The sequence below is a fragment of the Pseudomonas sp. GW821-FHT04D07 genome (assembly GCF_059420225.1).
The window spans coordinates 72,751-86,184 of sequence record NZ_JBWKTH010000024.1; the positions used below are offsets into that span (position 1 = coordinate 72,751).

General features: G+C 52.9%; 9 protein-coding genes. 8 read left to right on the forward strand and 1 reads right to left on the reverse strand.

Annotated elements, in window-relative coordinates; translation table 11 throughout:
* Positions 1–244 precede the first annotated feature (244 nt).
* Positions 245–1,420: a sensor histidine kinase gene (locus AC07T0_RS23805; RefSeq protein ID WP_495003485.1), complete on the reverse strand. Its 1,176-nt coding sequence runs from the start codon at positions 1,418–1,420 to the stop codon at positions 245–247.
* 664 nt (positions 1,421–2,084) lie between these two features.
* On the opposite strand from AC07T0_RS23805, the gene AC07T0_RS23810 reads away from it, so the two are divergent.
* From AC07T0_RS23810 to AC07T0_RS23845, 8 genes are all read left to right on the forward strand, one after another.
* Complete coding sequence (locus tag AC07T0_RS23810) at positions 2,085–2,465, forward strand: c-type cytochrome (RefSeq protein WP_412548620.1); 381 nt, start codon at positions 2,085–2,087, stop codon at positions 2,463–2,465.
* 22 nt (positions 2,466–2,487) lie between these two features.
* The gene (locus AC07T0_RS23815; protein ID WP_495003486.1) at positions 2,488–3,882 is read left to right on the forward strand and encodes a D-arabinono-1,4-lactone oxidase; all 1,395 of its coding nucleotides are present in this window, start codon (positions 2,488–2,490) and stop codon (positions 3,880–3,882) included.
* 68 nt (positions 3,883–3,950) lie between these two features.
* Complete coding sequence (locus AC07T0_RS23820) at positions 3,951–5,165, forward strand: DSD1 family PLP-dependent enzyme (RefSeq protein WP_248798348.1); 1,215 nt, start codon at positions 3,951–3,953, stop codon at positions 5,163–5,165.
* A gap of 304 nt (positions 5,166–5,469) precedes the next feature.
* The gene (locus AC07T0_RS23825) at positions 5,470–6,267 is read left to right on the forward strand and encodes an SDR family NAD(P)-dependent oxidoreductase (RefSeq protein ID WP_495003487.1); all 798 of its coding nucleotides are present in this window, start codon (positions 5,470–5,472) and stop codon (positions 6,265–6,267) included.
* A gap of 583 nt (positions 6,268–6,850) precedes the next feature.
* Positions 6,851–8,251, forward strand: coding sequence for a DUF1329 domain-containing protein (locus AC07T0_RS23830; protein ID WP_495003488.1), 1,401 nt, complete (start codon positions 6,851–6,853; stop codon positions 8,249–8,251).
* 16 nt (positions 8,252–8,267) lie between these two features.
* Entirely contained in the window at positions 8,268–9,986 is a 1,719-nt protein-coding gene (locus AC07T0_RS23835) for a DUF1302 domain-containing protein (RefSeq protein WP_495003489.1), read from the forward strand.
* 80 nt (positions 9,987–10,066) lie between these two features.
* Positions 10,067–12,394, forward strand: a complete 2,328-nt coding sequence (locus AC07T0_RS23840; protein ID WP_248798346.1) for an efflux RND transporter permease subunit — start codon at positions 10,067–10,069, stop codon at positions 12,392–12,394.
* Between the two features lie 17 nt (positions 12,395–12,411).
* Positions 12,412–13,392: a WD40/YVTN/BNR-like repeat-containing protein gene (locus AC07T0_RS23845; RefSeq protein ID WP_495003490.1), complete on the forward strand. Its 981-nt coding sequence runs from the start codon at positions 12,412–12,414 to the stop codon at positions 13,390–13,392.
* The last annotated feature ends 42 nt before the right edge of the window (positions 13,393–13,434 follow it).

A 13,434-nucleotide genomic window follows, 5' to 3' on the forward strand; every position in this document is an offset into this window, starting at 1 on the left:
GTTGATGAATTCATCCGCAGGACCATCTCGTGAAGGTTGAATTGCCCCGGGTTATCTGAGGCATAGAGGTGTCTACGAAACCCGGGGCGATTCAAGTGGCTGCACACAATGGCACGAAGGTCCTCTGAGAGATAAAGGCGTTCGTGACAGCTCGAGGTTAGTGTGAGTAGAGGGCTTGGAGCGGCCAAGGAGTATGTTTTTTTGTTCATGTCGTTGCCTCGCCAGCATGGCGGATAATGTTGAGTCAGATTGGCATTTCCAGGCGAATAATGGCGCCCCCCCCCGGCCGGTTATGTGCGGATATCGTTGCGCCATGAGCTTGGCAAATGGCTCTGGCGATAGACAATCCTAGACCACTACCTCCAGAATAGCGTGCTCGGGAGTTATCAGCCCGCCAGAAGCGATCAAACACGGTTTCCAGATAATTCTCATTGAGGCCGGGGCCTCTGTCCGAGAAGGTCAGCACGACTGCCCGATCGGTTTGAGTCGCCTGAATGTGAAGTTCTTGCCCTTGTGCCGCATAGCGAAGGCAGTTATCAATCAAGATGTTGATCAGTTGACCAACTCGATCGCGATCTGCCGCAATGTTCACATAAAAAGGAACGTCAATTGAGGGTTCAACTTTGGCGTTTTGGAGTGCAGAGCCGAACCAAGCCAAGCGCTCGTCGACCAGCTTGTGGAGGGGAAATCGAGTTTTGTCTAAGACAAGCTGGTCGGCTCTGGCGAGTGAAAGAAGGTGAAGATCGTTCACAAGTTTATTCAATTGTTCAAGCTGTCTGCCGACCATTTCCAGTTGCTTCACGTCCGTTGGGAAAACCTCGTCAATCATCCCTTGAACGCGGCCCATTGCAGCGTTTAGCGGTGTGCGAAGCTCATGGGCAATTATTGCGCTGGATTCGATGACCTCAAGCTCATAGCGCTCCAACTGGGTTGTCATGGTGTTGAAATCGCTAACGAGAGCTTGAAGTTCATCCGGACCTTTATCGATGGAGGGCAGGCGCGTCTTGAAGTCGCCTTGTGCGACTTGGCGCGCGCCTTTTGCAATGGAGGAAAACTGACTCGACAACGGGCGTGAAAACAGGAAGCCAAACAAGATCACGATCGGGATCGCGCCAGCCACTAGGCTTGCCAGTATCAACCATTGTTTGTTGTCGATGCCCGGCGAGAGGTTTTCGATGGGGTAGTAACGCACAAATAATTGTCGAAGTTTGGCCTCATCGAGAGAGGGCTGAGTTTGCAATCGCTCGAACTCGATACGTATTTCCGGAGGAATCTTCTGCAGTCTTACTCGATCTGACATCGTGACTTGCAACCACATACAGAACGCGATGACGACCACGGCTCCGATTGCAAGCATGCTCATACGAATGCCAACCCAGTGCCACAAGGGTTTATTTTTGAGTTTTGACGGGTGCAGCATGCGGTTCACCTAAATTGGTAGCCAGCGGAGCGGACGTGGCTATCGTCGTCTGATCGAGGGCTCGCTCAAGCATCCATTCATTTTCCTGGGCAGCATATTGGGGGGTATTCGCCGGTGCGATCGTTGTATTGGCTCATATGCCCTACGGCTTTCCGCCCAAATCGGACTGCATGTGGTTTCAGATTCCTGCCACCCTTGAATCCGGCACCGATTCACGTACGACTCTGCAGAGAATACGCGACAGCATTTATTCACCATTGTCCTCTCCGAATGTTACTTATTTCACCGTCAGCTTGCACGAGGGGGCGGATCTGAATGCAGCGATTGAACGAATCCGGCGTTACCTATAATTGCAACACCTGAGGTTCAGGCACAGCCCAATCGATTCTCAACGGGTACCACCGGTAGGCATCGCAATTTATCCTAATGCTTTTTTGAGACCTCACGTAATTATTTACCGCTTGAGATGCCGCGTTCGTCAAGTCGGTAACCACCGGCTCCGAATCCATATTTTTTCGGTGGCAAAGAATGGCCGTTAAAGCCCTCTTTATGGCCCCGAATAACCCTATCTGATCGTGCCTGCTACCTTAATCTTGACCTGGTATTGCATAGACTACGTCACATAAAAAAAGCCTGCCTGACAGGCGTTTAAGAGAGGACCGCCATGTGGTCAAAGATCCCGCTGCACGCCCCTGTACTTCGCATCGGTTTGCTGGCAGCCAGTCTGGGTATGCTCAGTGCCTGCGGCGATGAGCACCATAAAAATCTGACACACTCCGCATCAGTCGACGCGATGCCTGGTGATAAAGCGCTTGCACGGATTTACGAAACCAGTTGCAAGCTCTGTCACTCCAATCCGGCCTCCGGTGCTCCCCTTACTGGCGATGCGCAGGCTTGGTTACCCAGAGTTGCTCAAGGCTCTGACACCCTTCTGGATCACATGATAAACGGACACAAGGGTATGCCGCCCATGGGCTTGTGCATGCAGTGTTCAGAAGAGCAGTTTTTGGGATTGGCAGCCTTCATGTCTGGTCAAAAAATTTAATAAGAATGACGGAGTCAGCCGCATGATGATAGATCTCTCGCGACGCCAACTTTTGCAACGCACGGCGGTTGTCGGTGCGTTCGCAGCGCTAAGCAGTAACCCGGCACTAGCGCAACTGACTCGCGCACCGAGGCTGATACCCTGGCATAACTGGTCCGGTGGGCAAAGCTGCTTGCCGTTGGCGCGCCTTGCCCCCAACGACCTGGATGACTTGGTTCAGGTAATTCGCCAGGCTTCGGGCAAGATTCGCCCGGTGGGTTCGGCCCACTCTTTTAGCGCGTTAGTACCCACCGACGGCACGATTGTGTCGCTGAGCAACTTCACCGGCTTACTGGATCATGACAGCAATAGCCTGCAGGCCGAATTCGGCGCGGGTACACCCATGTCTCAGATGGGACCAGTACTCAAGGACGTCGGCCAGGCGCTGCAGAATATGGCCGACATCGACTATCAGACGCTCGCCGGGGCGATCTCGACTTCGACCCATGGCACCGGGAAGGGGTTTACCTCTTACTCGGGGTTTGTCACCGGCCTGCAATTGGTAACGGCACAAGGTGAAGTATTGGAATGCGACGCCACGCGTAACGCCGAGGTATTCAACGCTGCGCGTGTTTCCCTGGGGGCTCTGGGGGTTGTGACCAAAGTACGTATGCAAAACCGCGCACCCTATCGTTTGCGGGAGCGGCAATGGATCGCCAAGACTGAAGAGTTGCTGGAAGATTTAGAAAAAAACACCCGAGAAAACCAACACTGGGAAATGCTGGTGCTGCCCCATTCAGACTACGCACTGTCGACTGCGCTTAACGAAACCAGCGATCAAGAGACGCCCCCCATCGATCTGGCGGAGGCGAACGGTAACCAATTCGCGACGATTGTCGAAAAGCTTGATAAGTATGGCAGTGACTTTCCAGAGGCGCGGCGCATGTTGCTCAACAGCCTGCGATTTATTGCCGATTTCAAAGACCGGGTGGGGGAATCGTTCCAGATCTACCCGAGCGCGCGCACTCTGCGCTTTAACGAGATGGAATACTCAGTGCCGGCGGAGCATGGACCGACTTGTTTGCGGGAGATCATCAAGTTGATTGATGAGCAGGACCTGCGTACCTGGTTTCCTCTCGAATACCGCTACGTTAAGGCCGACAACATTCCCTTGAGCATGTTCGAGGGGCGTGACAGTTGCTCGATATCGGTGCATCAGCATTACCAGATGGACCACCATAACTACTTTGCCGCCGTGGAGCCAATTTTCTGGAAATACGGTGGGCGTCCGCACTGGGGGAAATTGCATACCTTGAATGCACGCAACCTGGAGCAGGTTTACCCCCGCTGGCAGGAATTCGCGCGGGTGCGACAGGCGCTGGATCCCGGCGGAAAATTTATCAACGCCCACTTGTCTTCGATTTTTGGAGTCGCCTGATGAATCGCAGAACCTTTATGCTTGGTTCTGCCGGGATGAGTGCGCTGCTGATAGGCGGCGCTGCATTATTGCGCCCTGGTGATCGTGGCAGTCCCTACAGCGAATATTTCCGCATGCTGAACAAGGAGCTCAAGGCCTACGGGCCTATGCGCCCAGTGATGCTGATTGATCTTGATCGGTTAGATCAGAATATTGATGTGGTCTTGCAATCAGTGCGCCGTGGTGGAAAACACTTAAGGCTTGTGGAGAAGTCCCTGCCGTCACCGGGGCTACTGGCGTACATCGCTAAACGTGCCGATACCCGGCGTCTGATGTCGTTTCATCAACCCTTTCTCAACCACGATGCACAGACGTTTCCCAGCGCTGACATTTTGTTGGGCAAACCTTTACCAGTGCGTTCAGCCGAATTGTTTTATCAGCGCCACAAAGGGGCGTTTGACCCATCAAAGCAGTTGCAATGGCTGCTGGATACACCACAACGATTGCAGCAGTACCTTTCACTCGCCCAGGGCTTGGGAACTCGATTGCGAGTTAATATTGAATTGGATGTAGGCTTGCATCGTGGTGGTGTCAGCGATAAAGAGCAGTTGAATCAGATGCTCACGCTGATCAGTGCTAATGGGCAACATCTGGAGTTTTCTGGTTTTATGGGGTATGACCCCTTTGTCGGTATGGGGGTGCCAGGGATTCTAGGATCACACCAGGCTCTGTTCGAAAAGGTCATGGCCATTTACACCGGTCATGTGAATTATGCCCGCGAAAACTTCGCATCGCTTTGGAACGATGGGCTCACGCTTAATACGGCCGGCAGCCCAAGCTATCGCATTCATGAGCAGGAACATCTGAGCAGTGAAGTCTCGGTAGGCACCGCGTTGCTCAAGCCCACCCATTACGATCTGCCTTCCCTCAGTGAACATGTACCAGCGGTCTACATTGCCACGCCCGTCATTAAAAGTACTGGTCCGGTAAACTTTCCGGCGTTGGATGGAAAGTCCAGCTTGTTCTCTTGGTGGGATCCCAATCAGCGCGCCACCTTCTTTATCTACGGCGGCAACTGGATGGCCGAACCTGAATCTCCAAAAGGGCTGCAGAGTAATGAACTTTATGGTCGCAGCTCCAACCAGGAAATGATCAACGGCTCGCCAGCAGTGGCACTGAATGTGGAGGATCAGGTGTTTTTGCGTCCTACCCAAACTGAGTTTGTGTTGTTGCAGTTTGGTGATTTGCTCGCTGTGCGAGGTGGAAAGATCGTCGAAACTTGGCCGGTCTATGACCAAGGGTGACAGAGGGATTTGGCCAATAACTGGTAAGGTTGTTCAGGTCCAGACGCTGCATGTAAATACCATATATCTCCGCCGAGATATTATCGAGACCACCTTCAGTCGTGAAGACGGGGGGCTGGTGAGTGAAGCTAGAGTAGTCTGGTTGACCGGTTGCAGGGGGGGGCGAACTGGTCAGCGGGTCTCACGGATGGATGGCCGGAACGGACCCAAAGATGGCCTTTAGGCCTATACGTGTTTGACTGGCTCAGCTTCTAAACTCCAGACACCGCTATGTATATTCAAAAATAAGAAGAAAGGTGATGTCATGCGCTACGCATTGATTACAGGAGCATCGGGTGGCATAGGGGCCAATTTGGCAAGGTTGTTCGCCCGAGACGATGTAGGCTTGGTGTTGTGTTCCAGTCCGCGCAGCCGCGACAAGTTGGATGCGCTGGTGGCCGAGTTAAAGGCGTTGTACCGCATTGATGCTTATGGACTATGTGAGGATTTGTCGTTGCCCGGATCGGCGGATCGTCTGATCAAGCAAGTTGATGCGCTCGGTGTACCGATTGAGTTTCTAGTCAACAGTGCGGGCGCGGGTATAGTAGGCCTCGCTTATCAGAGCTACGACGCGGTGCAGCTCACAGCGATGCTGCACCTAAACGTCGTGACGCTTTCAGAGCTCACATTGCATTACGTCAAACCGATGATTGAGCGAGGTCGCGGTCGAGTACTTAATCTCAGTTCCTCGGCTGGCTACGTGGTACCCCATGGCTTGGAAGCCGCTTATGCAGCTTCCAAAGCCTACGTCATAAGCGTGTCCGAATCGTTGTCTCATGACTTGCGAGGCACCGGGGTGACGTGTACCCACCTGGCGCCAGGGCCGACACGAACAAATTTTTATATCGCGGCGGGGCTCGTTGATGAGCGAAGAATGGCCAAACTTGGTTATAGCCAGCCGGATGAAATTGCATCAATCGGCTACCAGGCCATGCTCGCTGGGCGCACGGCAATAATGCCCGGAGTCAGTAATAATATTGTGACATGGCTGGCACGTATTTCACCGTCAAGAACGTTGACTGGGAATATCTCTGCATATGTGGTTTCCCGTGAGCTGGATTAGTTGACGGGCAGCGGTGGTCTTATCCACGCCGCCTTCGGTGGAAGCTCTGGGCGATACTTGCATGGCGTTGTTCCTATTGCGCCAAGTGTTCGGTGGCCCACTGCTCGATATTCAGTGAGCACCCGTGCATAGCGCAGTTGCTACGGGGGCTGTTTGAAACTCTTGAAACTAATGCTATAGGGGCAGTTTAGGATTTTTATTTTGCACCGTATTCTCCCTGGTCTTAAGAGTTAAGTAGGGAAGCCAAGGGTTTTTGATGTCCTTACATAGCGTTCAAAGCGTGTTCTGTATGAGTTTCAGGGAGTGTTTGCTTTTTTTACGCGTGGTTTACCGCGATCGAGCTAAATGCGATGTTGGTTAGCATAGAGGTTTTCACTATGCTGATTTGTGCAGCATATCGCCCTGTTGCTCCCATAAATACACATACATGGAATGTGGTGAAGGATATTTCGGTCGTGGGTAGGGCTGATTTGAATCGAACTTTAAAGAGACTTTCTCGTGCTGCCACAAACCTGGCTCAACTGCTGCGGCTTCTGTCGTTGCTGAAGGGCCTTTAGCTAAGTCCGTTCCCGAGGAGATTGTCATGATAACAATAACTTACAAACCCCTTCATCAGTTCGCAGCCGCTCATAAAATTGCGACGACTCACTTGCTCGCTACTCTCTTCGCTCTGGCGACATCGTCGGTGCTGGCGCAGGGCGTTGGTCTGACCCCGTCTGGTGCAGAGCAGGCAGGCACCGCAAGTGGCATCCCGGCGTGGTCGGCACCACAGCCGATGACGCCGGGATGGAGTTATGGTCAGTTGCGGAAAGATTTTTTCCAATACAAGTCTGATGCACCTCTGTACTCCATTGACGCCAGCAACGTTGATAAGTATGCGGGCCAGCTTAATCCCGGTCAGATAGCTGTCGTCAAGAATATCAAGGGTTACAGCATGCCCGTGTATCCGTCACGCCGGACGTGCGGTGTTCCAGACTTCGTTGCGGAGAACACAAAGAAGAACGTCGGATTTGCAAAGATAAGCGCAGACGGTTCAGCCCTAGCTGATGCCTACACACCCGGTCTGCCGTTTATCGAACCGAAAACCGGGGCCGAAGCGATGTGGAATGTAAAAATGCGCTATCGGGGCGTGGGTATAGAAAGTTACAGCATGATCACTTCGATTTCGCCGCGAAAAGGGGGCTCGGACTGGATCAGGCTCACGGGGGATCAAAGCATTTATATGCCTTGGGCGGTGAAGGCCGGAACAACCTTCGCTGAGAACGGCCGTGTAGAGGGTATGGTGAATATCAGTTACATGTCGCCGACGGCAGTGGCAGGTCAAGCCGCAACGTTTACTGGTATGGCTGACAAGCCAATGGAGGTTTTTTACTACTTCCCGGGACAACGCCGCACTCGACGTATGCCTGCTTATGCTTACGACGCCCCTCAGATCGGTTTTGAAAATCAATATAATATTGACGAAACGAACGTGTTCTCAGGCATGCTAGATCGCTTCGATTGGAAGTTGGTTGGTAAGAAGGAGATGATTGTTCCCTACAACTCACTGGGGATATACGACTTCAAAGCCAAGTATGAGGATGTAATGCAGCCTGACTTTGTCGCCGCCTCACAACGCCGCTACGAGCTTCACCGTGTATGGGTTGTTGAAGCGACAGTGAAACAAGGCATGCGTCACTCCGCCCCGAAGCGGATCTTTTATATCGACGAAGACAGTTGGACTCTCCTTGGTGCTGTCGACTATGACGCGCAAGGCAATATCTCGAAAGTTCGTGAGGGGTATGGAATTCCCGTGTATGAAACCGGGACGTGTGACTCGTTCGCCTTCGTTCAGTACAACTTGTCGGAAGGTCGATATGTTATGGATAACTCACCACTTGCAAGTGGTAAAGATGTTAGGTGGATTGTTGATGGCGCCAGCGATCCACGTATGAAGCCGGGTTACTATACAGCTGAAAACCTCCGGGCGATGAGCGAACGATAATAGGACGGTGAGGGGAATGATGATGAGAATTTTTTCAGCGCGCCGCAGTAATGAATATGGGCTGTCTCTTCAACTTCCACTGATGGCTATCTTTAGCATCGTCAGCGGTAGTGCAAGTGCTTTCACGTTCTCAAATGATACGGACACTATTCACGGTAGTTTTGACTCTACAGTGTCGGCGGGTACCGGCATTCGTACGGAGTCTCAAAGTAGTAACCTGGTGTCGCCAACTTATAATTCGGCCACTGGGACGAGGACAGGCGGGGGGCAACTGGGTCAGGCTGGTGGAGTTAGCGACCAAGGTAACATTAACTACAATAAAGGTGATGCATTCACGACCTACTTGAAAGGTAGTCACGAACTGTTGCTAAAAATGCCTTCGGAAGGCCTGGCCTTCATGGCGCGCGGCACTTGGTTACGTGATTTTTCGGCGGCTGAAACGACCGGGCAGGCGAGTGGGCAAGATGCTTTCAACTCGACGCCTCCTGATATAAGTCATGGTCTGGCTTCAAATGCGAAAGACGATTTGCGTTTTCAAACGCGTCTGCTCGATCTATGGGTGAGCAAGACTTTTAACGTTGGCGATCAGCAAACCAGGGTTCGAGTGGGCAATCAGGTTATCAGTTGGGGTGAAAGCATTTTCGAGGTCGGAGGTATCAACGCGACGAATGCTATCGATGTCAATCGGTCATCGCAACCTGGCGCGCAAGTGAAGGAGTTTGTGCTGCCAGCTCCAATCATCAGCGTAGCTACGGGGCTTGGAGGTGGTTTTAACGCAGAGGCTTACGTACAAACTAAGTGGAATGAGGACTACCTGCCACCGGTAGGTAGTTACTTCTCCACCTCCATCGTTGGTGCGGGAAGTAGTGCATATAACGTGAGAACTAAGGATGCGCGCGAAGGTGGGCAGTATGGTCTAGCACTGCGTTACCAACCGGAGGGTACCGACCTGAATTTGGGCTTGTACACTATTACCTACCACGACAAGCTTCCACAAACTTCGCTGGATAGCAATGGTCTGACGGTCTACCAGTTCCCGGAAGATCGCCATATGTTCGGTGTCAGTGCCAATTTTCCTGTGGGTGACTGGGCTGTTGGAACCGAGCTTTCGTATCGCCCCAAGGATGCAGTTCCTCTGAATCCAGCGAGCGGTTGCGTGGCACAGAATGGGAAATGCTGGGTCGACGAGAAGAAATTTCAATGGCATCTGACTTCGCTCTTTGCGCTTCAGCCCTCTAACGCCAGGGGAATCTTGAATGCGCTGGGTGCAGACACCGCGACGCTGACGACTGAAACCGTTGTGATCGCTTATCCTGGCTTGCATGATAGTTATGATGGTTCACCGATCTCCTCAGGTGGATGGGTCTGGGGTAATCAGAAGAACGATCTTGTGACTACAGGCGGGCTCAATACCCCCGGTGACTCCAAGGGGACAAAGTACTCAGGTGGGATCGACATCGATTTCAACTGGGTTTACGATGGATCGCTCATTAGCGGATGGCAGGTTAATCCGGGTATTTATGTACGCAGGGGGATGTTCGGCTATACACCTAATATAAATGAGCAGTTTATGGAAGGTGTTACCTCGGTGAATATGTATATTAACTTCATACAGAACCCGGCTAATTGGCAGGTGGGTATGAATATCACGAAATTCTTAGGGCCCTCTGATCCTCTGACTAATCCGCTACGCGACCGCGATTTTGTTGGCATCAATGTATCTCGTAACTTCTGAGGCGTTATATGAAGGCATTACCCGACGCTGAATTAGCACATTCCGGGGTGCTAATTCGGATATTGAAAATGCTGGAAAATATGCTCTTCGGTCACAAGCGACTTGTGCTCGGACTGCTTATGTGCTTCACGCTTGTGATGGCTTGTTTTGCCGTCAAGTTACGAATGGATGCGGGGTTCGAGAAGCAGCTTCCGATTGGTCATGAGTACGTCGCAACGTTCAAACAGTATCGTGGAGATTTACTGGGTGCTAATCGCCTGATCGTTGTGGTCAAGGCTAGGAACGGCACCATTTGGACGCCGGACGGGTTGAAGCGGCTTTACGATGTCACGCAGGCCCTCACGTTTTTACCGAACGTGGCGGGCAGCAGTGTTCAATCCCTATGGACCCCAAACTCTTTCGTTAGTGAGATCACTGAGGACGGTTTTAGAGCCGACCCAATTATTCCGGGTACGGTAACCCCGGATGGTTTGGATGCCGAAACCATCACGATGATTTCCCGATCTGCGGTGCAGGGCGGTTTTATTGGCAATCTGGTCGCTCGTGATCAGACGAGCGCGATGGTGACGGCGGATCTCAACGAGATTGACGCGAAAGGCGAGCATATTGACTATGTTGAATTCGACCGGGCGCTGGAGGCAAAGCTTCGATCAAAGTTTGAGGACAGCGAATACGAGATTCAGATTATCGGGTTCGCCAAGCAGATTGGTGACATTGCTGAGGGCGCCTCATCGGTTCTTGAGTTCTGCATCATAGCGTTGTTGCTCACAGCCCTGGCGGTCTACTGGTATTGCCGCTCGATCCGTCTGACGCTGTTGCCGCTAGCCTGCTCTCTTGTGTCACTGGTCTGGCAATTCGGCACGTTGTATTTGCTTGGTTTCGGGCTTGACCCGCTAGGTGTCCTTGTTCCCTTTCTGGTGTTCGCGATTGGGGTTTCACACGGTATTCAGCAGATCAACTTCATCGTTCGTGAACTCGCACGCGGTAAGTCAATGGAGTCAGCGGCCAGATCGAGTTTCAGTGGCCTCTTGATACCCGGAACACTTGCGTTAGTAACCGCGTTTGTTTCGTTTGTCACGTTGATCTTAATGCCCATCCCTATGGTCCGAGAGCTGGCAATCACCGCATCGCTTGGTGTGGCATACAAGATCGTCACCAATTTGATCATGCTGCCGGTGGCAGCATCCATGTTACGAATGGGCCAGGGCTATGCAAAGGGCGCAGAGCTGAAGGCGGCGCAACGTGCGCGCTGGTTGCGTGTGTTGGCGCGCGTCGCAGTGCCTCGAAACGCCGCGGCGGTTCTGTTTATTGTGTTTGCGGTGTTTGCCACGGCTATTTGGCAGAGTCGAGATCGGGTAGTCGGAACGTTGCAAGCGGGCGCCCCTGAGCTACGACCCGAGGCTCGATTCAACAAGGATGCGGTGTCGATTTCCTCAAGCTATGACGTTGGGCTGGACTGGTTGACCGTCGTTTTCGAGGCGCCTCCTGGGTCATGCGAGAATGTCCAGATTGGTGCCTATCAAGATCGGTTTGTCTGGGCCATGCAGCCAGTTGAAGGGGTCATGTCGGTCCTTTCCTTTTCTTCACTGATGCGCCAGTACAACGAAGGCTATAACGAGGGAAATCCGAAGATGTCGGTGGTGCCGATTGCCCCGGCAAACTACGCAGCGTTGGGTGTTGAGATTGGTCGAGTACCAGGCATCATGCGCAAAGATTGCAGCATGATCGCCGCACACATTTACCTGGCTGACCATAAGGCAACCACCCTCAATCGCGTGATCGCTGCGGTCAAGAAATTCCGCAGTGAGGACAGACTGGCAGGTGTCACGATTCGCCTGGCTTCGGGCAATGCGGGAGTATTGGCAGCGGTCAACGAAGAGATCGAGCATAGCGAACTGCCAATGATGCTTTACGTGTATGCGACGATCATCTTGCTGGTGCTTTTTACCTACCGAGATCTTCGTGCCGTTCTGGCGTGCTGTTTTCCGCTCACGATCGGAACCTTCATTGGATATTGGTTTATGAAGGAGCTGCAAATAGGTCTGACCGTCGCAACGCTTCCTGTGATGGTGCTCGCGGTCGGCATTGGTGTTGACTACGCATTTTATATTTATAACCGGCTGCAGCTTCATATGGCCAACGGTGTTGGTATTGTCAAGGCGCTGGAGCAATCTATCCTCGAGGTTGGTACCGCCACAATCTTTACCGCCATCACCCTCGCCGTGGGCGTTGCAACTTGGTCCTTTTCAGAGCTCAAGTTTCAAGCCGATATGGGTAAGTTGCTGGCGTTTATGTTCCTGGTAAACATGGTAATGGCGATTACTGTCCTGCCTGCTTTCGCGGTTTGGCTTGAACGGCTTTTCCCGCGCAGTGGTCCTGTGCGCGCACCTGGCCTGTTGGTGCATTGATGTCCGGAGCAGAAAATATGAAAACGTTGTTTAAGCGGCTGGCCTGCGCTCTTGCGATCATTGCGGCGGCGATGATGGCCTCTGTAGCTTCAGCCTCTGAGCTCGTTGCTCAACTTCAGCCAACCCCGGCCGCAATATCACCTATAGCAACTGACGCTGCCATGCTGGCTGCCACTTGGGCAGGCCCACGCGTAGTCAGTGTTGGGGACAATGGCGTCATTCTGCTGTCAGACGACCGCGGTTTGTCCTTCCGCCAGGCTCAAGGGGTGCCAGTCAGTTCCATGCTGACTGGTGTCAGCTTTGCCGACCCTAAGAACGGTTGGGCGGTAGGACACTGGGGTGCCATTCTGGCAACCACTGATGGTGGTGAGAAATGGCGAGTCCAGCGGCTCGCGATGGCGGAGGATCGGCCACTGTTCGCCGTGCATTTCTTCGACGCTCAGCGTGGTGTCGCTGTTGGATTGTGGTCGCTCGTGCTGGTTACACAGGACGGTGGCAAGAGCTGGACTGAACAGAAGATCAGTCCTAAAGACCAAGGGCTGTCTGACCTCAATTTGATCAATCTATTTCCTGACGCTAAAGGCGGTGTTTTCGCGACAGCTGAACGAGGGCGCTTGCTGCACTCTGCAGACGCTGGGCGCACGTGGGACTACTTGAGTACGGGTTATGAAGGGTCGCTGTGGTGCGGGGTGCAGTTAAGCGACGGGACGCTTTTGGTCGGAGGGCAACGTGGAACATTGCTGCGTAGTGAAGACGGCGGGCAGAGTTGGGTGCGGGTGCCTCTTGGCAGTAAGAGTTCACTTACCTCCATCGATGCAAACGGTCTTGAGGTGATGGTCGTGGGTCTGGACGGTCTGCAAAAACATAGCCTCGACGGTGGGCGCACGTTTCAAGAGGCCACAGCTCCCAGCAAGGAGTCACTGACTGCGGTACTTGCTGCAGAGGATGGAAAGTGGCTGCTGTTCTCGCGCCACGGGATTGTCCCGCAGACCAAGTAAGCGATTGTCGGCTTGGGATACAGCATGGCTGCAACTCGGTTT